The sequence below is a fragment of the Akkermansiaceae bacterium genome (assembly GCA_017798145.1).
GTDB lineage: Bacteria > Verrucomicrobiota > Verrucomicrobiia > Verrucomicrobiales > Akkermansiaceae > Luteolibacter.
In genome coordinates, this window is record CP059069.1 from 90,376 (window position 1) to 112,167 (window position 21,792).

A 21,792-nucleotide genomic window follows, 5' to 3' on the forward strand; every position below is an offset into this window, starting at 1 on the left:
AGGGGAGATGACACTTGAGGTCTCCACCCCTGCGCTGCTTTTTCCGGCGATCAGCCTGCTGTTTCTTTCATATACGAACCGCTTCCTGCACCTCTCCGCGCTGATCCGCACCCTTCACCGCGAGTGGCTGGAGCGTGGTGACTGTGTGGCGCGCAAGCAGATCGACAATCTCCGCCGCCGCCTCGTGCTGATACGCGGGATGCAACTGCTCGGTGCCGTCAGCCTGCTGCTCTGCGTGGTGGCAATGGTCACCGTGGTGCTGGATATGAATGCTCTGGCGATCCTTGCCTTCGGCGTGGCCCTGCTGCTGATGGGAGCCTCGCTGACCTGCCTTGTCTGGGAAATCTGGATCTCCGGTGGCGCGCTGAACATCATGCTTTCCGCCGTGGAGGCAGGGGACACAGAATGATTTCCGACAAAGCCATCCCACACACCGCGATGAGCATGGATGCGAGCAATGTCATCGCCCTCCTTGCTGTTCCGGGCCTGTTCGCTGTTGCCATTGGCGCAGTTTTGTTGCGGCGGGCATTTTCCTTGCGGAATCCGCTTCCCGAGGAGTTCGCGTTCGCGGTGGCATGGGTGTTCCTTGTCGGCAGCCTGGTCTGGCTGGGGGTGTATCTCAGCGGATCGGTCTTGCTGGGATTCGGCCCGCCATGGAACTGGCTTGCGGCGGCGCATTTTGCGACAGCCGGTTTCGGGGCGCTGACAGTCACTGCGTTCTGCTGTCGCGCCGTGAGCGGCAGCGGGGCCTTGCGAGCATTGCGCATCCTGTTGCTTGCCCATCCGGCAACTTATCTCGTGACCGCCGCCGGAATTTACGGATTCCGCTTTTGCGATGAGCTTGGTTCGGCAGGATACGGGCTGATTTTCTTGATCCAGCTTGCGGCGTTCCTTTGCGGGCGTCCGCATCGCATGCGGCGTGGGGCTTGTATCATGGCCACCGTGGCGTTGCTCGTGCCGGTGTTGACGGTGATTCCCGCGATGGCCTGGGCATGGGGCAGGCCTATCCTCGACATTCCGGAGATGATCCGATATCACGGCATTGTGAATGCAATCGGCCATGTCGGGCTGGGGCTTGCCGCATTTGCATGGGGCAAACCGCCGTCTCATTCCGCTTTGCCTGATAAGACAAATGCCCTTCCGGGCTGATGCAAAACGCCATGAGGATTTTCAGTTACCATCTTGCGACTACGAGTCCCGCCACGACGCTACGCGCCATGTGCCGCCCTCCCACCAGGCACACCAGCCCCGGCCTGCATCACGCGGAGTGCATGGCGACCATGGCGCTCGGCGCACCCATCCTTTCCCCGGAGAGGATGCAGTTGCGCAGCCTGGCGGTCTTTGCCTCGTGGGAAAGCGAAGCGGCCCTTGAAGATTTCCTATCATTCAGCGAGCTAGGCTCCACCCTCTACAGCGGCTGGCATGTTCGCCTCCGCTTCCTGCGTCGCTGGGGGAATGTGCCTGAATTCGATGGGCTCCCGGAGGGCGATGGGAAGACGGATCCCGCCCTGCCTGTCGTCGCAGTGACATTGGCGCGGCTGAAGCTTCCACAAGCATTGCGTTTCATCCGCTGGGGCAGGCCGGTGGAAAAGCTCGTGCGGGATCATCCGGCCACCACCATGGCTCTTGCCGCGCTTCGTCCCTTGCGGACATTCAGCACATTCTCCGTGTGGCGCTCCCAACGGGAAATGACCGACATGGTCCGCGGCCATGGCTCCTCCCCAGACGCTGCGCATCACGCGGGTGCTATGGCGGAGCGCGAGCGGAAGGATTTCCACCACGGCTTTGCTACCTACCGTTTCCGCGCCATTTCGGAACACGGCCAATGGGATGGGCGCAGCCGCATGGTGCCGGAGGGAAGTTAGGCAGTCCGGGCCGGATCAGGGCTGACCTGCCGAAGCGCCGCCGCCCCGCTAGGCGCTTGCGGAATTTCCCGGAAAGGGCTATGCCCGCACCATGGTCAGCGAGCCGCACAAGGAACTGAGGTTCACCCGCGCCGGCCAGGCGGCGGGCTTCTGTGTTGCAGGTGCCGTGCTCGCTGGGATCGCCGTGACGCTGGCGGCGACAGGATACTACCGGCCAATCAATCCCGCCGTGCCACACCCGGCATGGGCCTTGCCCTTCGCTGCAGCTTCCGCCGTTTTTTTCCTGCTCGGGTGGCATCTCACGAAGCACGCCTACCTGATCCTGACCCCGATGGGGCTGGAGGTTTTCCCGTTCTTCCGCCCCTCCAAGGGGATGCAGGTGGTGATGTGGCAGGAGATCGATGCGGCGGAGGTGAATGACACGGAAACGCGGCTGTCCTTGCATTACAACCCGGACAAAACCGCCGGGATGCACCTTTCGCTGCGCCCCCTTCGCAGAAAAACCCGGAGCTTGCTTGCCAAGGCGGTGCTCGGGCGGGTATCGGGTGTCGCCACATGAGACCGCATTCAAGGCAGATCCTTTCGGTGGAAGAGGTTTTTGGGAAAAACGGCTGGCACGCCGAGCTCGTCGAGGGGCGCGATGTCCTCCGCGCGGGCTTCGAGGCGCACCATACCCGCGTCGATCTGGTGGTGCAGGCTTTCCCGGAACTCAATGCGCTGAGCATCGTCGGCGAGACTCCGATGTTCGTCGCCGAGCCGCAGATGCCCGCTCTGCTGGAGTTGCTGATGCGCGGCAACAAACAGCTTACCCTCGGCGGCTTCGAGTATGACATCGACCGCGAGATGCTGGTCTTCCGCGTGACGAACCTTTTCGAGCGCGAGAAATTCGATGCGGACATCGTGGTCTCCATGGTGCATTGCGCGATCGCGGAGCTGGATCGCATCGTGCCCTACGCAGCCACCGTCAGGAGCACGCCCGCCGACCTGATTGCGGATCTCGACCTACAGCGGCTGTTGGAAAGGGAGGATCTCATCCCGCCGGTGCCGGGCGAGGAAGAGGAGGAGTATTGAAACTCTAAACCCCAAGGAAGAGTTACTTCGCCGCGAGCAGCGGGCCGACGCGGGCGTGGCGGACCAGAAATTCTTCGGCGAGCTGGCCGTAGGCGGCGGCACCGAGACCCGTTGGGTCGTGTTCGAAGATGGTTTTTCCGCGTGAGGGATGAACTCTACCACACCTACCCTAACTTTCCCCATATCCGATCTATCACCACCGATCTTGCCCAACTCATTGTATGTTCTTATGAGCACTCTTTGTGCCGTCCATCTATCAGCCCCGCCGCCCCCGAGCCTCACCTCTCCGGCAGCTTGTCAATCATGGCTGGAGTTCCTTTGTCGCTGATTACGAAAAAACACACCGCCCCATACTCGGTCCTCTCAAATCGGCCGCCGTCGCCACCGTCGAATCCTTCCTCCGCTGCGGCGACCTCGCCTCCGGATTCACGCGCCCCGAATGCTCCGATTGCGGCCACGAGCGCCTCCTTGCCTTCACCTGCAAAACCCGCCACTTCTGTCCCGCCTGCCACCAACGACGCGTGCGATCCACCAGTGAATGGATCGCGGGATCTGTATGCCATCAAGTCCCGCATCGACAGGTGGTTTTCACCATTCCCAAAGTGCTGCGCGGCATCTTTCGCAAACGTCGCCCATTACTCTCTCTTCTGTTCCAAAGTGCGATCGATACCCTGACCGAATCATTTCGTCTGCAACTCGGTCTTGCCGAAGGCAAACTCGGAGCCGTCGCCGCCGTTCATACCTTTGGCGATTACCTCGTCTTCCATCCCCATCTCCATGTGCTCGTCGCCGACGGCTTGTTTGCCCCCGACGGGCGCTTTCACTGCCTGCCGCAAGGAGCCATCGGCCCCATGACCGAGTTGTTTCGCCATCGCTTCCTCGCCATCCTCAGGGAAAAGAAACTCATCAGCCCTAGTAAACTCAGCGACCTGCTCGGTTGGAAACATTCCGGATTTCACGTTCACGACGGCAGAGACGATCTCATCGCCGCAGATAACCGAGACGGACGCAAGCGGCTTGCGGAATACCTGCTCCGCCATCCTTTTTCCCTCCAGAAAATCACCTGGAACGCCACCAGCAAAACCGTCATCTACCGCTCCAAGCGCCATCACAACACCAAACGCAACTTCGAGATCTTCAAGGCTCCCGGTTTCATCGCCGCCGCCCTTTTGCACCTACCGCCCAAGGGACAGCAAACAGTGCGTTACTACGGCGTTTATTCCAACAAGATCCGCGGACGAGTTAGGGACAAATTACCGTCTTTGATCAAGGAGAGTGCTATTGGTCCTTCGGCTAATTCTGAAAATCAAACATCAACAATCGTCAATCATCAATCGGAGTTCCTGCTCGTGGAGCCACCACCCAAGCGCAGCGCCCGCATGATGCGTCCTTTGTGGCGTGATCTCATTCTACAAGTCTGGGGTGGTGATCCTCTCGAATGTCCCTGCTGCCACGGAACGATGAAAATCAAGCGGCCTGTGCTGCGCCGTGAGGAAGTCGAATTCTTTCTGCGTCTCCACGGGCTATGGGAAGGTGTGGTCAACTTGCCTCGACCGCCACCGCCACCTTTCGACATCGAGAACCTACAGCGCATCGAGCCGCCTTGGAGAGCCATCAAGGAATGGATCCCCGACGAAGAACCCGACCTCGATTGGTTCAACCGTCCTCGGAATTCTACAAATCCTGATCCTGACGGCATTGATCAGCGCCAGGAATGGAAACCCAAGGAAATCCAATTGGAGGACGGTCGGACTCTGGTTCTCGAATACACCTGACAGGCAGCAAGCTCACCAGCCGAAAAGCCGCGACCAAAAAAGATCTTGGCAAAGCGGTCTGGAGATCTACGCTCGCGGCGATTGAACGTCGCAGTAAATTCTCCCGATCTCGCCAATCTCGGCGTTCTGCGGAGCATTCTTCCTTTCAGCGTTTCAGTTTTCAGCATTTCAGCTCTACCCAAATCCCCCTTTTCCCCCGCAACCCCCTTTTCCCCGCCTCCGGTCTGGCCACCGACTCCCTTAACGGCCTCAACCCCAAAAGCAAATTCCTAGCATTCATTAATTCCTAGCATTTCTCATCCACCGCGCCGTGCATGTCTTCGTCCTGAACAGGAACGGCGACCTCTATCTCCAGAAGCGCTCGCGCCTCAAGGACATGAATCCGGGGGTATGGGACTCAAGTGTCTCCGGCCATCTCGATGCCGGGGAGGATTATCTCCACGCCGCCGTCCGCGAGGTGGGTGAGGAAATCGGCATAGCGGGGGCGAATCCGGATGAGCTTGAACTTGTGGCAAACCTTATGCCATCGGAGCAAACCGGCTGGGAACACATACACCTTTTCCTCATACGTCACTCCGGTGCCGTGAATTTCCCGGCTTCTGAAATCGAATCCATGCTGCCGTTCCCGATCATAGAGATCGAAGCATGGATGGCCGCCAGCCCGGAAGATTTCTCGCCGGCTTTCCGGCTGATTTTCGGGGAATTTCTGGTTAAGACAAGCTCTGCAACCATTTGACCCCGCTGTGGGGCAGGCTGTGCAGGCTTGGAGCCACAGTTCCAGTCCCGGCCAGTTGCAACGCCTGATAGGCCCCGCGCTGCCACCCGAACCTGCTTTGGGCTTTGGCACCTTCGGATTGGTTCTACGGCCTGAAGAGCCTGTAAAACTGTTTTGGCAAGGTGGCAGGCAAGACGACGGGATTCGTCGCCCCACTGGGAGAATTCTCCCACGAGACTGGAGACAAAATCAAGCTCTCCTGCAATACAAAGCCCGGAGAGGGCGGATCCCACGAGATTGTAACCTGTCCCGGCGCGGAAGAACGGATCGTGAGCTTGGGGATAACAAAATAGTTGAACTGGTAAAAGGCATCCGGCGTCCCATCCCCGGCCAATCCGGATCCGTCGGCAATGATCCGAATCCGGTCCGCCGAGAGCCCCGTCGCCGAGACCGTCACGAAGTCGCCCCCCGGCAGTGCGAAACTGGCAAAAACGCCGCTGGGCGAAGTGGGATCCGGGAACACGACATTTTGGGAATAGGTTACGCCATCCAGCACGAAAGAAATCGATCCCGGCCCGATGTGCGCCCCGAAGTTGCGGAATGATATCGCGTAGTAGCTTCCGTAGCTGAGCGTAATGGTTGAGTCGCTTTCGTTCAAAAAGGGTTGTGCAAGGTCAGCCGTTGGCGTGAACGCCAGCGGGGAAGTGCTCCCATTGACAATGGTGTCGTTGATGTAGGCCCCCTCGTTTGAAGTCCAGGTAATGTCCGAAATGCCGGCAGCAATGGCCGGACCCGCCGCCACCCCAAAAGCCAGAGCCCACAATCCGATACGGTGATATGCATTCATCTGTAATCCATCTGTTCTGCCTGATCGATTGCTTGCGCCCTCCCCGGTATTGCAACAAGCCGATCGCTGATTGGCGGTTGGGGTCATGCAATCAATCTGGGGGCGAGATCCTAACGGGAAGTTGGTTGCTCCGTCCAGCCCAAAAGTCCCGCCGTAAGCGGGATCAGTTTGTCAAAACGACCTTTCGCGCTTTCTAGTCCAACAGTTCATCCAGCATCCCGAGCACCACGCCGATGGAGATGCCCAGCGATTCTGCGGATATGATCGCGGCGTTGTCGCCGGTGTTGTGCCACCATGCTTTCCGCGGGAAATCGCCTATGATGTCGATGGTGGGGATGCCGACGAGGTTGAGCGGCACGTGATCATCGAGGATTTCACCGGGAGCCGTTCCGAAGTGGCCGGCGACCCCCTGTTTCTTGGCCTCGGAAAACATCAGTTCGGCGAGCTTCTTCGGCGAGTCGGAGGGGATGTATTTGTATTTGGGGTCAGGTGTCGCATTTCAACATTTTCCTTGATTACTGGTAGAAGCTGCGTGTATTTGGGGTCAGGTGTCGCATTTCAACATTTTCCTTGATTACTGGTAGAAGCTGCGGATGCTCGCGGCATGCCGAGGGCGTTGCGACACGAGTATCCGGGCGCGGTCTATCATGTGATGGCACGCGGCGACGGCGGGAAGGCGATCTTCGAGGGCGACGACGATCGCAAGGCTTTCCTTTTCCGGCTCGGGCAGGTTTGCGGGAGCCACGGCTGGCGCGTCCACGCGTGGGTGCTGATGGGGAACCATTTCCACCTCCTCCTCGAAACCCCGGAACCCAACCTCGTCACGGGGATGAAATGGCTGCTCGGCACCTTCAGCCAGGGATGGAACGCCCGGCGCTCGCGGCGCGGCCATGTTTTCCAGGGACGCTACAAGGCGGTGCCCGTAAGCGCGGCGGCGGGGAGTCCGCATTATTTCCGGATCGTGGCGGATTACATCCACCTCAATCCCGCGCGGGCGGGGCTGGCGGGCGGGCAACGGGGCAAGCTCGTTTCGTGGAAATGGAGCAGCCTGGGCGATTACGCGCGGGGCAAGGGGCCGGGCTGGCTGGTCTTCGACAGGTTGCTCGCGGCGTTCGAACTCGCCAAGGACGGGCGTGGGAGGCGGGCATACGTCGCTTGGCTTGAGGAGCGGGCGGCTGACGGCGGGGATGGGATCGGCGCTGAGGCGATGGCGGCGCTGAAGCGGGGCTGGTATCTGGGTGACCCGTCCTTCGCCGACAAATTGCGCTCGCTGGTGGAGGGCAAGCGCAGCCGGGTGACCGGGGCCGATCCCGTGGCTCGTTCGCACGATGAGGAAGGGGCGGAGGATCTTGCCGTGCGGGCGTTGGCCGCAGTGGGGCTTCCGGCGGACACCGGATCGCTTTCGGAACTGCGAAAGGGGGATGGAGGCAAGATCCTTGTGGCGGCTCTCCTCCGGAAACACACATCGGCTGGCAACCGCTGGCTTGCACGCCGCCTCGCGATGGGGCACACGGGAAGCGTGAGCCGGCTGGTAGGGGCTTTCGGCAAGGGCAAGGCGAACCTCGCGAAACTGAGCGAACTGGAGAAAATGTTGAAATGCGACACCTGACCCCAAATGACGTGACCCCAAATGACGGCAATATTTTCAAGAACGTGGAATGTATCGCGGCGAAGGCCTACCCGAAGGCGAAACGCTTCACGCATACCCTTTTTGTTGCGGATCGGGATTGAGGCAAAATAGCCGTTGTCACCTGATTCCACCGGCGGAATCCCCTTGACTCTTTTCCCGGAACGACCGTGATTTGCGGCGATGAGATTCATTGCTGTTATTCTTACGGCCTCCGCAATCCAAGCCGATGCCTTCCAGCTTTTCCTAACAACCAAAACCGGCGAAACGATGAGCTTCGAGGTCGAGGCAAACGAGGCGATCGAGAACGTCAAAGCCAAGATTTTTGATGGGGAGTTGATCCCCCAAGACCAACAGCGGCTTTTCTTCGAGGGCGTATATCTCGAAGACGGAAATACCCTTGATTACTACAATGTGATGAAGGGGGCGACCCTCGATTTTGGCGCGCCTTTTGCAAATATCCATATTGCTGGAACGGGTGAGCTTCCAGCGGGGGGAGCCCGGGGAATCATCATTTCCGCTGGAAACGGAAGGAGCGACACGCTGATCTATTCGGATTCGCTGTCCATATCCTCCACCGCGCTCAACCCGTTCACGATCCGGCTCGCCGGTTGGGCAGGAGATGTTTTCGACGTCTCGATTGCCGGAACCTATACCCTGTTTGATTCGGACGCCGCTGTTGGGGCATTCGATCCGGATCAGTTCGTGATCGATACCAGCGGCCTAACCTTCAGCGGCACGCCCGGCACGTTTCAGATCGTGCAGGGAAGCATCGCCCTCGCCTACACCCCGATCCCGGAACCTTCAGCTGCGTGCCTAGCCGGGCTGATGCTCGGAATGATAGCAATTTTCCACCGCCCTAACCGCCCGACAGCTCGAAGATCCCAAGGCACTTGGCGATGACTTCGGTCTGAAAGTCGGGAGGGAACAGCCAGCCCAAAGGCAGCGCAACGGCAAGGAATGCCGGGATTTTCCCCAGCGGCCGCCCCCGTTTCCTTTCCACGACGGCCAGCAATCCGTGGAGGGTGAAAAAGAGTGTCGGCAATCCGAAGCCGGAGCGGACGGGAAGGGTGATCGCCAGTTCGTGCAGCAGGCCGGAAATGACGAACACGGCCATGATCCCGGCGTTTTCACCCAGGAGTGCCCCGCATGGACGCCCGACGCAGCGCTGCATCATCTGCGAGTATCCGGTGTTCCAGCGCCTGCTCCAGAAGTCGCCGGTGCCTTGCGTTTCGAGAGGGTTTGGGAAAAGCGTCCTGACCGGAAATCCCGCGGACCGCAATCCGCCTTTCAGCACCCGCAGCGCGCCGAAGTGGAAGCCGAGGCTCATCGGGAGAAACATGACAAGGATGTTCCGCCAAGCCATCGCCCAGACCAGCCATGCCCCGAGTGTTCCGATCAGCATCAGGAGCAGGCCGATCGCGGTGTCCCGCTTCCAGCTCAGCCCATTCCGCCTGACCCGGAAACTGCCCGGATCCATGCCGAACCAGAGGAACGCGAAGATCCCATAGCGGGGAAGGGGAAGCGGTTGAGAACCCGCCCACTCCGCATAGACGAGCCCTTTCATGCCGCCCAGAAGCACGCAGCAAATCGCAACCATTCGCCAGAGCGGTTCCACATCCCTGACGGCAAAATCGGCAGCCACGATGATCGCCGCCAGCAGAAGCCAGCCGGTGCTGCGCCTCAGTGCAACTGACCCCAGCCTCGCCAACAAGGGGCCGGCGGAAACACCGGTTAGGACAAGCAGTGGGATCGCTGCGGTCATCGGGTCGGCCATCCGAGGTTCCAGCAAAGCAGTCCGCCGAAGAGTGCGACCAACCCGCCGAACAGGAGGGTCAGCAGATGCTTGGCGACGCGGTTGAAACAGGTTGCATTGATCTCGTCAACCCCCTTTTCCCCGCCCTCCGGTTCGACCCAATGGCTCTTTCAGGAGCCTCTCGCAGAAAGCAAATTCTTAGCAGTGCGGCCTGTTCGAGGTGGAGGTCGCCCGGACGAAATTCATTTCCAGCTTCGAGCACGAGAAGGACTGGCTTGCGCTTGCCGGGGCCGTTGAGCTAGAATCCAGATTCCTTTTTCATCCTGTCGGCCATACCCCTCAGTGCGAGGAGTCCTGTTCGTAGAATTTCGAGGCCGGAAGAACGATTTTCGGATCCGGCTTCCGCGCGATTTCCTTGTCCTTGCCCGGGTAGTCGAGGGAGTGGAGGAAGTGCCGCAGGCAATTGATGCGGGCGCGCTTTTTGTCGTCCGATTTGATCACGGTCCAAGGTGCGTAGGGCGTATCGGTGTGCTGGAACATGGCCTGCTTGGCTGCTGTATATTCGTCCCATTTGTCCAGCGAAGCCCGATCGACCGGGCTGAGCTTCCATTGTTTGAGCGGGTTGCTCTCGCGGGCATGGAACCGCCGGCCTTGCTCCATGCGGCTCACCGAAAACCAATATTTGAAAAAGGTGATCCCGGTTTCGACGATGACCTTTTCGATCAAGGGGGCGTGCCGCAGGAATTCCTTGTACTCGCCCTTATCACAGAAACCCATGACCCGCTCCACTCCCGCCCGGTTGTACCAGGAGCGGTCGAAAAATGCCATCTCGCCACGGCTCGGAAGGTGTTCGATGTAGCGCTGGAAGTACCACTGGCCGCGTTCGTAGTTTGTCGGCTTCTCAAGGGCCACGACCTGGGCAAGCCGCGGATTGAGGTGCTCCATGAAGCGCTTGATGGTTCCGCCCTTGCCCGCCGCATCCCGGCCTTCGAAAAGGGCCACCACACGCCGGGCATCGTCCTGGACCCACTTCTGGACCTTCATGAGCTCCGCCTGGAGGAGCGCCTTCGTCTTCTCATATTTCTGGGTTCCCATGGGCTCCGCATACGGGTACGCGCCGGCCTCATGGAGAGCCTGGAGGGTGGCGGCCCTGGAAGTCCGCTCAGCGTCTTCCGGGGGATTAGAGAGGAAATCGCGGGGGATTTTCACCGATTTACGATCAGACTTTTGATTCATGGTTTTGTGAAAGTGATGGGCTGTGGATTCTCTTCACGGCTGATGGCTCTGCCTCTGCGAGTCCGGGAAATCAGATCTCAATGCTAGGCGGCAAGGAATTTTTCCCCTTCTTCAACGCCTTGAGGATCTTGAGAGCCTTCTTACGGTGGGCATGCGCGAGTGTGATTTCCTTCCCGATGCTATCCTTGGCCTGCTCATCGACCTCAGCGTCGAGCTGCTCACCCAGTTTTTTCTCATGCTTTTTGAGCTTCCTGATCACATGCTTGAGATGCTTGCGCTTCTCCTTGCGCTTGCGCTCTTCCGCATTGAGGAATGCCCCGGCTTTCTCTAACAGTTTTTGGATATTCATTGCGGTGTATCGGGTTGCGGGTTGTCGGAATTCTCAACGATCTCGTCGATCTCGCCGCTATCCAGCGAGACGCTGCGCTCCGCTTCACGGAGGCGCATTTCCCCGGTGGAGAAAAAGGCTTCACCCATCTTGACGAGGTTTTTGGTGACATCGTAGGCGTATCCGCTGTCGTTCATCAAGGAAATGGACATCGGCGCACTGATGAGACCTTCCCGGATCAAGGTGTTCAATCGGAAGTCCAGGTCACGGTCATACTCCTTCATGGCAATTTTCAGCGAATCGAGGGAGAGAACGGCGGCCGAATCACCCCCTTGTTGCCGCACGGCATCGAGCTTCCGCAGAACCGTGGCCAGGCTTGACCGGATCCGGTCGTATTCCTTCCGGATCTCCCTGTTCTCGCTCACCATGTAGTGGGAAAGGTTCTTCTGCAGGTGCTTGGTGTCCTTGATCGCCTCCACGATGTCCCGGCCTGCGGCCCGCAGCACGAAGAGTTCCTCGGATTGCGCGGGTGTCATTGCCCCCTGTGCGCGGCTGATGAATTGCACGATTTCCCCATACAGCCCTTTCACGCATTCGTTGTAGTTTTCGTCGATGTCGAATGTCACCGGCCTTCGTGCCTTTGCAACAATCTCGTCAATCGGCCGATCCGAGAGGATCTCCGCCAGATTCAGGCTGAGTCCGGCTGCGATGATCTCGGAGGCATTGTCAAAGAGGTGCAAGGTCTCCCGCCTGACGGCTTCGATGGCGGTGTCCGGCAATTCAATGGACACCGCATGGAGATACCGCGGCTGGGCTTTCGACCGCGTGCGGGGTTTGATGATCCGCTGCAAAAATCGGACCATCAGCTTGATGAAGGGGAGCATCAGGAGGATGCCGAGCAGATTGAAGATGGTGTGGAAGACCGCCAGTTTCAGGGTGTAATTCTCGCTTCCGATCCCGCACCAGGCACTCACCACATCGACCAGTTGCGTCAGTTGGTGGATCATCCCGATCGCGACGATCGCCGTGACCAGGTTGAAGATCAGGTGGGCTCCGGCGAGGCGCCGTCCATTCACATTGGAACCGATCGATCCGATGATGGCGGTGATGGTTGTCCCAATGTTGGCTCCGATTGCCAAGGCGAGCGCGTTCTCATAGGTGATCTGCCGCGCTGCCAGGGCCGTGATGGTAAGGACCAGGGTGGCGTGGCTGGACTGCATGACGACGGTCGCCGCGAGCCCGATCAAGGCGAAGAGAAAGACGCCGGGATAACCTTCCACGGCGTAGGCCGTCAGATCGATGGTCTCTTTGAACGCCTCAAAACCCTCTTTCATGTGATGGATCCCAAGGAACAGGAACCCGAGCCCCGAAAGGATGTAGCCGCACCCCTTCAGTCCCTTGCCTTTCTGGAAAACCAGGATGATGCCGAAGACAAGCATCGGCATGGCATAGGCGGCGATATTGACCTTGAGCCCGAAGCCGGCAACCAGCCATGCCCCGGTCGTTGTCCCCAGATTCGCACCGAAGACGATTCCCACCCCGGCAACGAGGGAAATGAGGTCTGCGGAGATGAAGGAAATCGCGATCACCGACACCAGCGAGCTGGACTGCATCAGGGTCGTCGAAATCACCCCGAAGCTGAGGCTTTTCCAGAGCTTGTCAGTCGTCCTGCGCAGAATGCGCTCCAGCACCCCGCCGGTGAACGCCTTGAATCCCTCCTCAAGGGAAAGCATGCCGAACAGGAAGATCGCCACCCCAGCCGCGATTTCCTTGAAATCCGGACTCATCCAAAACCCGTAGGTCAGGATGAGAAATATCGTCGGCAGGATGATTTTCTTAATCACGGATTGATCTGGGTGTGGGCGGGCGGCAACGGGGCTTTATCGAGGCGAAAGGGTCGAATCCGACTCGAGGGAGAGGAGCAGGGTTAGATCATGCGGGCGCGATGCCCCTCCGCGCCACAACTGACCATGCATGCATTGTGACCGGGAAACAACCGTACAGCTCCCCGTCATCTGGTAAATGCTACGCGAATCCTATCATCTGAGCCGGGAGTGAATGGCGATGACCATGGGACAGGTGGAACGGACCCAACCTCAAGGCCGTCGACGGCAGCTCCGTCCAGCTCATGGACACGGATGAAAACCAGGCGGCCTATCCCCAGCCGACGAGCCAGAAGGAGGGATGCGGCTTCCCCCACATGGGCATCGTCGGGCCGGTCAACCCCGGCCACGGCGGCTGGGAGCATGTCGAGACCTGCCCGCAATCGCGCCCTGAGTCCATTGCCGCGGCGGCGCTCACAAGGCACCTTGCGGAAGGCGACCTGCTTCTCGGAGACCGCGCTTTCGGCTCCTACGAACTCATCTGCCGCTGCCGCGCCCAAAAAGCCCACGTGCTCATGCGCCTGCACCAGGCGCGCGACCGCGCCCTGGACTGGAGGAAGGGGGAAAGGATCTCGCCACATGAAAGGCTCGTGACCTGGAAGCGCCCGCAACAACCGGCCGGAACCTCCATGTCCCGCGGGGAGTGGGAAGCGCTGCCGGAAAAGATCGAAGTCCGCCTCATCAAGGTCTCCTACGGGAACCGCGCCAAGGAGAAGGGCGGCTGGTTCTCGTCACGACACTCACCGGCCACCGGAAACACGACGGCATCGAGCTGGCAGACCTCTACGCCCGCCGCTGGGACATCGAGCTGAAGCTGCGCCACCAAGCTGATCGAGATCCGCCCCTTCCGAAGCGAGCCAAGGGCGGTGAAACGACGACCGAAGAACCACCCGCTTCTCAACGCACCGCGCCACGAATACGTCGAGGTGTTCCACCGCTCACGGTACTTTCGGAAAACTGCTTAATCCCGTGCCATTCCACCTGACCCCAAAATCGAACTTCTGAGAAATGGTCTAGGATCGCATGGGAATGGCCGACTGCGCCTAGTGTTAGGCCGGTTTTAGGTGCCACATACGCTCATCGATCCGCTTCCTTGATCTTCGCCTTGGGCTTTTTCACACGGATTTGTGATGCGGTCAGGATCTGTTTCGCGCCCAGCAGCCTCTCACGCAGAGCAGGATAGGGAACGTCATGGGTGGCGACGCCCTGATCGATCGCAAGACCCGCCGCCACCGCCGCGCTTTCCGACAGCGCCATGAACACTGGCTCCATACGTATCGAACCGTGCGCGACGTGCGAGGCGCCGAGGCAGATCGGCGCGAACAGGTTTTCGCACTCGCCTTTGCGTGGGATGATGGAGCGATAGGAGATTCCATACGGTTCGGGCGGCACCCGCCAGATGACGCCCTCATTCTGCACCGTTCCCTTGTCGGTGACGAAATGCTGGACGCAGTGCGAGTCCATCCCGAAGGAACCGAGCGCCACCGGGTCGGGCGCGGTCTTCTGGCCCATGCAATCGTGCTGCGTCATCACGTAGTCGCTGACCATGCGTCTCGCCTCGCGGATGTAGATCATCCACGGCCAGCCTCGGTTGTCGGTGAATTCGTCTTTGCTCAAACCGTAAGCCGCCGTCCTCTTGCGGATGGCCTCGGGCACGCGCGGGTTGTTCGCCATCGTCCACAGGAACCCGCGGATGTAGGTTTCGTGCTCCTTTTCGATCTCTTGGCGGCGTTCGTAGCTGGCTTCGGGGTAATCCCAGTTTGCGCCGGGTAGATCCGATCCGACGGCGTGCATGTTGTTCCAGTCCACCTTTTGCCGCCCGCCCGCGAGCGGCTCAATGAGCGCCGGCATCCGTTCATCGCCCGCTTCGAAGTTCCGCAGCAGCAATTCGTGATCCATCTCCCGATAGCCCTCGGGCTTTTTGATCGGAATGCGCAGCTTCGGGTCGCTCGTGAGGCAGACGCGATAATTGTAAGCTTGGATCTTCTTGTCGCCCTGCCCGTTGGCCAGACCGTCGATTTTGAAAACGTGCGGCAATAGGCCGCTGCCACTGTCGCCGGGCTTGATGTGGGGATCCACGTCCTTGACGAAATGATCCTTGTCGCGCTGCGTGTAGTGAAGGCGCGGCTTGGTGTCGCCGCGCCGGACTCCCGCCATGTCTTCACCGTATTGGCTCTCCGGTTCGCGGCCCACGGTGTAGGTGATCCCCGCCGCCGCCATCAGGTCGCCCACATACGTCGCATCGATGAACATCTTGCCGCGATACGTTTTCCCGCTGAGCGTGGTGATGGAATCGATCCGGTTTCCGCTCATCTTCACGCCCTTGCCCGGCGTGCGGTCGAGCAGCTCGTTGTAAACGACCGTAACGCCGGAATCGGCGATCATCTTCTCGAAGACCTGCTTGCCCACGTGCGGCTCGAAGCTGCGTATGTGCTCGGCCCCGTAGGCTGTTGCAATGTTGTCATAGAACTCCGAAGCGATGCCGCCGAACGTGTTGCGGTGCCCGAGGAAGTCGGTTGCGCCGAGGCCGCTCGAACTCATTCCACCGGGAAAGCCTGTGGGATTCACGAGTATGACCGAGCGCCCTTGTCGCTTGGCCGAGATGGCGGCGGTGACCGCGCCGGACGAGTCGCCGTAAACGACCAGATCGTAAGCCGATGGTTCATCGGGACTGGTGGCGGCAAGCTGTGGTTGGGGAATGATTTCGGCATGGGAAAGCCCGCCCAGCAAGAGCGGCAGACCGATGCATCTTGCGGCGGAGGACGCCCGTTCATTGAGAGCGCTCGTAAGGTTTCGGGCAGGGCGGGGGATCTTCATGTCGGTGGATCGTAGTGTTTTGAGTCCCGATGGGAAGGGACTTCATTCGATGGCGTGGACGTAACCATCCCCGGCGAGGACGAAGACCTTGTCGCGGTAGATGCAGAGGGTGGATTCCTCGATGCGCTGGTTGAACTTGTGGATCCAGATGGGCTTTCCAGCGAGGGCGTCTGTTTGGGGTCATCTGACCTCAAAAGCAGACCCCAAAAGCGGTGGGATGATCATGCTGTTTTGGAGCCCGTGCGAGGTGCGGCTTACGGTTGGGGGCGGATTGCGTGGGCCGGGATTTTCAGGGAATCAGGCTGGCTTCGATGCGCAGGAAGCGGGGTGATTCCGAAACGGGGATGCTTGCCGTGGTCACCCCGGCTTCATCCGGTGTCCCCTGGCTGACCCCGCTTTCCGTCCATGGATCGCCTGTGCCAAGGTCGGAGGAGGCTTTCACCGAATAGTTCACATATGCCTGCTGCGCGCGGGTGTAGGTAAGGCTGAGGACTCCGCTCTGATTTGCGGCAACGGGAAGGGTGCTGTGTGCCATTGGCGGGAGTCCGAGGGCGAATTCCAGGAGATTCACCACCCCGTCCTTGTCGGGATCGTCAAACGCCCCGCGCTGATCGGAGGGGACGTCGGCCGCGACAAGGTAATTTTCCAAGGCGACCTCGGGAGTCGGTCCCGTTGCAGGAGTGAACCTCAGGTAGGGTGCATTGCTGCCGGCATCCGCAGAGGTGATCGTGAAGCCGGAATTCCTGAAGTATCCTGCGGTATTGTAATTGAGGCTGAATGCCGCATGGGAATATCCGGCTGTCAGGTCATTCATGACCTCGGAGGTGACATCTATCGACAGCCAGCCGTTGGGTACGTCCTTGATCTCCGCAACCTGGACATCCCCTTCCAGTCTCTGCGAAGCGAGGCCGTTGGCGGTGCTTGAGTTCGTCCGATGCCTGACGTAGCCGGCCGATGTGCTGTCGTCATGATAATAGTTGTTCGTTATGTGAAGGTTCAAAGTGATCGATTCGTATTCGACCCCACTCGGCAGGCTCCCGAGCGCGAACTGAAGGTAGCCGGTGTTCTGATTCACCGTATCACTCGTCCCCGCGAAATAGTAGGACACACCGATCGAAGCGGATGTGCTGTCGAAGAAGTCGTAGGCGGTCCCAAGTTCGTTGTGATAAAGCCCATCGCCTGTCGGTGTTGTGGGGATATCCGTCGCCGCATTCCCAAGCTGCGGGGAAAGGGCGAGAATGGAGAGGAGTCCTGCGGTGGGAAGCAGGCGGGATGATGGGAATGGATGGGTTTTCATATTTTCGTGGTTGCTGTGGAGTTGGAAAGGAAGCGAATTGCTTGATTCCCCATGGGACTTCCCCATGTGTCACAATATAGGGTGGCAACAGTGCAGAAGCTCCGCAGAAACCGCCGGAAACTCAGCATTGCATATCATTCCGGGGTGACGAGGCCCGCTCTACACGAACCACGCGCGGGATCTTCTTCCAACCCCCTTTTTCCCCCTCCGGTTCGGTCAACGGCTCTTTCAAAGGCCTTCACCCCAAAAGCAAATTCCCAGCGAAAAACGGGATTTTCACTTCGCCGCAAGCAGCGGGCCGACCCTTGCGTGGCGGACGAGGAACTCGTCGGCGAGTTTTCCGTAGGCATCTGCGCCGAGACCGGTGGGGTCGTGCTCGAAAATGGTTTTCCCGTGTGAGGGGGCCTCGCCGATGCGGATCGTGCGCGGGATGACGTTCTGATAGATTTCCTCGGGAAAATAGTTCGAGACCTCCTCGACGACCTGCCGGGAAAGCAGGGTGCGGCCGTCGTACATCGTCATCACGATGCCTTCGAGAACGAGGTCGGGATTCGCCCCGGAACCGCGGATCTCATCAAGCACGCCGACGATTTTCGCCAAGCCCTCAAGGCCGAACCACTCGCATTGCAGCGGGATGAGGATCTCATCGGCGGCGGCGAGGGCGGCGGTCATCAGCACGCCGAGCGAGGGCGGTGTGTCTAGGATGCAGTATTCGAAAAGGTCGTTCGGCTTCAGCCCCTGCAGGATGCCGCGCAGACGGGTGAGGTGGTCGTCGGAGCGCGCAAGCTCGATCTCGATGCCGGCGAGATCCATTTCGGAGGGGACGAAAGTCAGGTTCTCGCGTCCGCCGGTGACGAACTGCTCGCGGATGTCCTTTTCGCCTAACAGCACAGGGTAGATCGACGACATGGGGGCGGCCTCGATGCCCAGGCCGGAGGTGCAGTTCGCCTGGGAGTCGAGATCCATCAGCAGCACCCTCTGCCCGCGCAGGGCCAGTCCGTGCGAGAGATTCATGGCGGTGGTGGTTTTTCCAACCCCTCCCTTCTGGTTTGCGACGGCGATGACTTTCACGGGGAGCAAAGAATGGCCGGGAAATATTTTTTTGGAACGCAAAACTTCATGGCCCCCCCCCTTGCACCCCCTTTGCCGGGTCTGGAAGCGGCCCGCTGCCTGGTTCGGGGGCGCAAAATTCCGGTGCAAGTGTCGGCACCGCCCGGATAATTCCGTTGCAATCCCTCGCGCTAGCGGTGATTAGTCCGTGCCCGGACATGCCTTCCATGACACTGAACAAAACACGAAGCCTTGCGACGCTGCTGCTGCTGTCGCTCATTGCGTTGCCTGGGTTAGGGCAGGAAACCGATAAGGATGCAAAGCCCGCCGCCGAGGAAGCCGGGAAACAGGAACCCAAGGGCGATGCGGAACCCGAGGATGCGAAGGCTGGCGAGGACAAGCCCGAGATCGATCCGGACGACGAGGCGGCCCTTGAGGAGGAGGAGGCGGCTGCGGTCGCCAGACCGGTTCCCGCGGAGCCGGTGCAGGTCTATGGATGGCGCGAAAAGGTCACCATAGACGGGATGGAGAAATCGATCTACGCGAAGCTCGACACCGGGGCCTACACCAGCTCGATCCATGCGGAGGAGATGGAACTCTTCGAGCGCGATGGGAAAAAGTGGGTTCGTTTCATCGTCACCGAGCCGCGCAAGAAAGACTCGCCGCGCGTCCGCATCGAGGCACCGCTTGTGCGCATCGCCAGGATCAAGAACCCGGGCGGTGAATCCGAATCCCGCGAGGTCGTCAAGCTGGCCTTCAAGATCGGCGAGAAGAAACTGCGCGGTGATTTCACGCTCAACAACCGCTCCAACATGCTCTCGGCTGTGCTCATCGGGCGGACAACGATCAAGGAACTCGGCTGGATCGATCCTTCCCGGACGAATCTTGCCGATGACGAGATCATGCGCTGATTCGGCGCTTCCTGAGATACCCATATGACCCCACAGGGAAAATTGCTCACGGCCGTGATCGGCCTCACGGCGCTCGGCGGCGGGCTTGCCGCCTACAAGTCCCATAAGCTCGGCGTCCCTTTCTGGCAGGGCGAGCGAGTGGACGAGTGGCTGGTGGAGGCGAAGGTTTCCTTCCTTGCCACCGGGAAGCAGGTCAAGGCCAGGCTCTCGCTGCCAACGGATGCTGTCAGGAAAGGCTCGGGCCAGGAATCGGGATCGCTCGGCTACCATTACGACGAGGAGGAAAACCAGGACGAATACACGGCCGTCTGGTCCGCCCGCGAGCGCGAGGACACCCAGGCGCTCTACTACCGCGTGCGTTTCAAGCAGGGGCTTGCCAGCGGTGGCGAGCCAAGGCCGGCCTTGGAGAAACCTGCGGCTCCCGATGTGCCGAAGCTGCCGGGCTCCCTCGGGGCCGCCGCACAGAACATCGTCAACCAGGCCAAGAGCGTTTCCGCAGATCCCGATTCGCTTTTTGTGGCGCTCTTCCGCCAGATCAACGACGCGAGCTCTTCGCAGGAATACGTTCTGGTCAAGAGGCACTATGAGAAGGAAGCCGTGGTGAACCCGAACATCGCGATGGGCATCGATCTCCTGGGCCTGGCCGGTATCCCCGCGCGCCTGGCATACGGTGTCAGGCTGAGCGATGAGAACGCCGGCCAGGCTCCCATCCCTCTGCTTGAGTATTATGATGGAGCATTCTGGAAAGTCCGCGATCCGCTGGAACCTTCCAAGCTCCCCGATGGCCGCGAGATGTTCGTCTGGCACCGCGGCGGCGGGCCGCTGCTCGAGGTCAGCGGCGGGGTGGAGAACTCGCGCGTCACCTTCACCGTCGCCAAAGACCGCATCCCCCTGGCCACGCTCACTGACCTGAGGGATTCGCCTTTCCTCATCTCCACGATCCTCGCGCTTCCGGTTTCCGAGCGGGCGGTGTTCCGCTACATCGTCCTCATACCGCTCGGGGCTTTCGTGGTGGTGATCATGCGCAACCTCATCGGCGTGCCCACCCTCGGCACCTTCATGCCGGTGCTGCTTGCGCTTGCGTTGCTGGAGATCGCGCCGCTCAAGGCCATCCTGATGTTCTCCATCCTGGTGGGTGCCGGCCTGTGGTTCCGTTTCCTGCTTTCGCGGATGAACCTGCTCGTGGTGCCGCGTGTGGCCGCCTGTGTGGTCATCGTCACCCTGCTGATGATGCTGATGGGCGTGGTCAGCTTCCAGCTCGGCTTCAGCGTTGGCATCAAGATCACCCTCTTCCCGATGATCATCATCGCATGGACGCTGGAGCGCATGTCCCTGATCTGGGAGGAGGAGGGGAAACGCAGCGCCCTCGTCCAGGTCACCGGCTCGATGGTCGTCGCGGTCTGCGCCTACTATTTCATGAACGTTTCGCAGATCCAGTACTGGGCGTTCTATTTCCCCGAGATGCTGCTCATCCTTCTCGCGGGCATCCTCCTCATCGGGCGCTACACCGGCTACCGCCTGTCGGAACTGATCCGCTTCAAGACCTTCAAGAATGCCTGATGCAGCTGAAAAAACCGCCGCGGAGGACACCGGCGAGCGCTGGTGGCACCGCTGGTTCCGCACCCCGCGCGAGCTGCGCGAGCTGGGCGTCGTCGGCATCAATATGCGCAACGCCCGCTTCCTCCTTCCTAACAACCCGCGCCGCCTCTATGACCTTGTGGACAACAAGCTCCGCACCAAGGCGCTCGCCGAGGCGGAGGGCATGAAGGTCGCGGAAACCTACGGCGTGCTGCTATCCCCCCACGATGCGAACCGCGTCGAGAAATTCGTCGAAGGCCGCGATGCCTTCGTGATCAAGCCGACCCGCGGCTCGGGCGGCAAGGGGATCATGGTCATCGACAAGCGGGCTGGGAAAAATTTCGTGAAACCCAGCGGGGCGGAAGTCACTCCCGGCGACCTGAAGAACCACGTTTCCAACATCCTCGCAGGCCTGTTCAGCCTCGGCGGAAAGCGCGACTACGCCCTCATCGAATACCGCGTCCAGCCGGCGAAGCTGCTCACGGCGCTGAGCTTCCAGGGCGCACCGGACATCCGCGTGGTCATGCTCCACGGCTATCCGGTCATGGCCATGCTCCGCGCCTCCACCAAGGAGTCCGACGGCCGGTCCAACCTCCACCAGGGAGCCGTCGGCATCGGCATCGACATCGCCACCGGGATGACGGTCCGCGCCATCCACCACGGCAAGCCCATCACCGAGCATCCGGATCTCGGCATCGGCCTCATCGGCGTGCAGATCCCGGACTGGGACACCATCCTGCACATGGCCGTCACCTGCCAGCTCATGACCGGCCTAGGTTACCTCGGCGTCGATATCATGATCGATGAGACCCTGGGGCCGCTGATGATCGAGGTGAACGCCCGGCCAGGCCTCGCCATCCAGATGGCCAACGGAATCGGCCTGCTGCGGCGGCTTGAGCCCGTGGTGGCTCAGCATTTGAAACATCCCACCGCCGATCTCGAGGCGAAGATCGCGTTTTCCAAAAAGCATTTCCGCGCGAAGCTCCCGCCCGCAAGGGATTGATGGCCGGGTTTTGGCGAAGCCAAGGGCACTGCG

The 21,792-nt window shown here is 60.2% G+C and carries 22 protein-coding genes; 13 read left to right on the forward strand and 9 right to left on the reverse strand.

Annotated features, from left to right (window positions below):
• The first annotated feature begins 7 nt into the window (after window positions 1–7).
• The 7 genes from HZ994_00420 to HZ994_00450 all read left to right on the forward strand — a co-directional run bounded on the left by HZ994_00420 (window position 8) and on the right by HZ994_00450 (window position 5,447).
• On the forward strand, window positions 8–409 hold the full coding sequence (locus HZ994_00420; protein QTN30851.1) for a DUF2721 domain-containing protein: 402 nt from the start codon (window positions 8–10) through the stop codon (window positions 407–409).
• Window positions 410–438: 29 nt separating this feature from the next.
• Window positions 439–1,149: a YndJ family transporter gene (gene yndJ / locus HZ994_00425; GenBank protein QTN30852.1), complete on the forward strand. Its 711-nt coding sequence runs from the start codon at window positions 439–441 to the stop codon at window positions 1,147–1,149.
• 11 nt (window positions 1,150–1,160) lie between these two features.
• Window positions 1,161–1,865, forward strand: a complete 705-nt coding sequence (locus tag HZ994_00430) for a hypothetical protein (GenBank protein ID QTN30853.1) — start codon at window positions 1,161–1,163, stop codon at window positions 1,863–1,865.
• A 91-nt stretch (window positions 1,866–1,956) separates the two neighbouring features.
• Window positions 1,957–2,424 carry a hypothetical protein gene (locus tag HZ994_00435; GenBank protein ID QTN30854.1) on the forward strand — a complete coding sequence of 156 codons (468 nt, stop codon included), beginning with the start codon at window positions 1,957–1,959 and terminating at the stop codon, window positions 2,422–2,424.
• Window positions 2,421–2,936, forward strand: coding sequence for a YbjN domain-containing protein (locus HZ994_00440; protein ID QTN30855.1), 516 nt, complete (start codon window positions 2,421–2,423; stop codon window positions 2,934–2,936). The genes HZ994_00435 and HZ994_00440 overlap by 4 nt, the downstream gene beginning before the upstream one ends.
• Window positions 2,937–3,178: 242 nt before the next feature.
• Window positions 3,179–4,711, forward strand: coding sequence for a transposase (locus HZ994_00445; GenBank protein QTN30856.1), 1,533 nt, complete (start codon window positions 3,179–3,181; stop codon window positions 4,709–4,711).
• Window positions 4,712–5,009: 298 nt separating this feature from the next.
• Window positions 5,010–5,447, forward strand: coding sequence for an NUDIX domain-containing protein (locus HZ994_00450; protein QTN34283.1), 438 nt, complete (start codon window positions 5,010–5,012; stop codon window positions 5,445–5,447).
• 124 nt (window positions 5,448–5,571) lie between these two features.
• Here HZ994_00450 and HZ994_00455 read toward each other — a convergent pair whose 3' ends face one another.
• The gene (locus HZ994_00455; GenBank protein ID QTN30857.1) at window positions 5,572–6,360 is read right to left on the reverse strand and encodes a hypothetical protein; all 789 of its coding nucleotides are present in this window, start codon (window positions 6,358–6,360) and stop codon (window positions 5,572–5,574) included.
• Between the two features lie 106 nt (window positions 6,361–6,466).
• Window positions 6,467–6,706, reverse strand: coding sequence for a M28 family peptidase (locus HZ994_00460; protein QTN30858.1), 240 nt, complete (start codon window positions 6,704–6,706; stop codon window positions 6,467–6,469).
• A gap of 171 nt (window positions 6,707–6,877) precedes the next feature.
• On the opposite strand from HZ994_00460, the gene HZ994_00465 reads away from it, so the two are divergent.
• A complete protein-coding gene (locus tag HZ994_00465) occupies window positions 6,878–7,882 on the forward strand; it encodes a transposase (protein QTN30859.1) in 1,005 nt (334 codons plus the stop codon).
• Window positions 7,883–8,083: 201 nt separating this feature from the next.
• On the forward strand, window positions 8,084–8,803 hold the full coding sequence (locus HZ994_00470) for a hypothetical protein (GenBank protein QTN30860.1): 720 nt from the start codon (window positions 8,084–8,086) through the stop codon (window positions 8,801–8,803).
• On the opposite strand, the gene HZ994_00475 is transcribed toward HZ994_00470, so the two are convergent.
• The 4 genes from HZ994_00475 to HZ994_00490 form a co-directional block, all read right to left on the reverse strand.
• Window positions 8,760–9,665 carry a hypothetical protein gene (locus HZ994_00475; GenBank protein ID QTN30861.1) on the reverse strand — a complete coding sequence of 302 codons (906 nt, stop codon included), beginning with the start codon at window positions 9,663–9,665 and terminating at the stop codon, window positions 8,760–8,762. The genes HZ994_00470 and HZ994_00475 overlap by 44 nt on opposite strands.
• A gap of 330 nt (window positions 9,666–9,995) precedes the next feature.
• On the reverse strand, window positions 9,996–10,892 hold the full coding sequence (gene ppk2 / locus HZ994_00480; GenBank protein QTN30862.1) for a polyphosphate kinase 2: 897 nt from the start codon (window positions 10,890–10,892) through the stop codon (window positions 9,996–9,998).
• Window positions 10,893–10,962: 70 nt separating this feature from the next.
• Window positions 10,963–11,241, reverse strand: a complete 279-nt coding sequence (locus tag HZ994_00485) for a hypothetical protein (GenBank protein ID QTN30863.1) — start codon at window positions 11,239–11,241, stop codon at window positions 10,963–10,965.
• The gene (locus HZ994_00490) at window positions 11,238–13,007 is read right to left on the reverse strand and encodes a Na/Pi cotransporter family protein (GenBank protein QTN34284.1); all 1,770 of its coding nucleotides are present in this window, start codon (window positions 13,005–13,007) and stop codon (window positions 11,238–11,240) included. The genes HZ994_00485 and HZ994_00490 overlap by 4 nt, the downstream gene beginning before the upstream one ends.
• A gap of 341 nt (window positions 13,008–13,348) precedes the next feature.
• On the opposite strand from HZ994_00490, the gene HZ994_00495 reads away from it, so the two are divergent.
• Window positions 13,349–13,915, forward strand: a complete 567-nt coding sequence (locus tag HZ994_00495; GenBank protein ID QTN30864.1) for a transposase — start codon at window positions 13,349–13,351, stop codon at window positions 13,913–13,915.
• Between the two features lie 265 nt (window positions 13,916–14,180).
• Here HZ994_00495 and HZ994_00500 read toward each other — a convergent pair whose 3' ends face one another.
• The 3 genes from HZ994_00500 to HZ994_00510 form a co-directional block, all read right to left on the reverse strand.
• Window positions 14,181–15,920: an FAD-dependent oxidoreductase gene (locus tag HZ994_00500; GenBank protein ID QTN30865.1), complete on the reverse strand. Its 1,740-nt coding sequence runs from the start codon at window positions 15,918–15,920 to the stop codon at window positions 14,181–14,183.
• Between the two features lie 289 nt (window positions 15,921–16,209).
• Window positions 16,210–17,217, reverse strand: a complete 1,008-nt coding sequence (locus HZ994_00505) for a DNRLRE domain-containing protein (GenBank protein QTN30866.1) — start codon at window positions 17,215–17,217, stop codon at window positions 16,210–16,212.
• Window positions 17,218–17,493: 276 nt separating this feature from the next.
• Window positions 17,494–18,288, reverse strand: a complete 795-nt coding sequence (locus tag HZ994_00510; GenBank protein QTN30867.1) for a ParA family protein — start codon at window positions 18,286–18,288, stop codon at window positions 17,494–17,496.
• A gap of 206 nt (window positions 18,289–18,494) precedes the next feature.
• Between HZ994_00510 and HZ994_00515 the strand changes: the two genes are divergently transcribed.
• Genes HZ994_00515 through HZ994_00525 form a run of 3 tightly spaced genes read left to right on the forward strand, consistent with a single transcriptional unit; the run spans window position 18,495 to window position 21,759 of the window.
• A complete protein-coding gene (locus HZ994_00515; GenBank protein QTN30868.1) occupies window positions 18,495–19,178 on the forward strand; it encodes an ATP-dependent zinc protease in 684 nt (227 codons plus the stop codon).
• 24 nt (window positions 19,179–19,202) lie between these two features.
• Window positions 19,203–20,738 (forward strand): UUP1 family membrane protein, encoded by a 1,536-nt coding sequence (locus tag HZ994_00520; protein QTN30869.1) that lies wholly within the window; start codon window positions 19,203–19,205, stop codon window positions 20,736–20,738.
• Entirely contained in the window at window positions 20,731–21,759 is a 1,029-nt protein-coding gene (locus tag HZ994_00525; GenBank protein QTN30870.1) for an alpha-L-glutamate ligase-like protein, read from the forward strand. Before HZ994_00520 ends, HZ994_00525 begins: the two co-directional genes overlap by 8 nt.
• The last annotated feature ends 33 nt before the right edge of the window (window positions 21,760–21,792 follow it).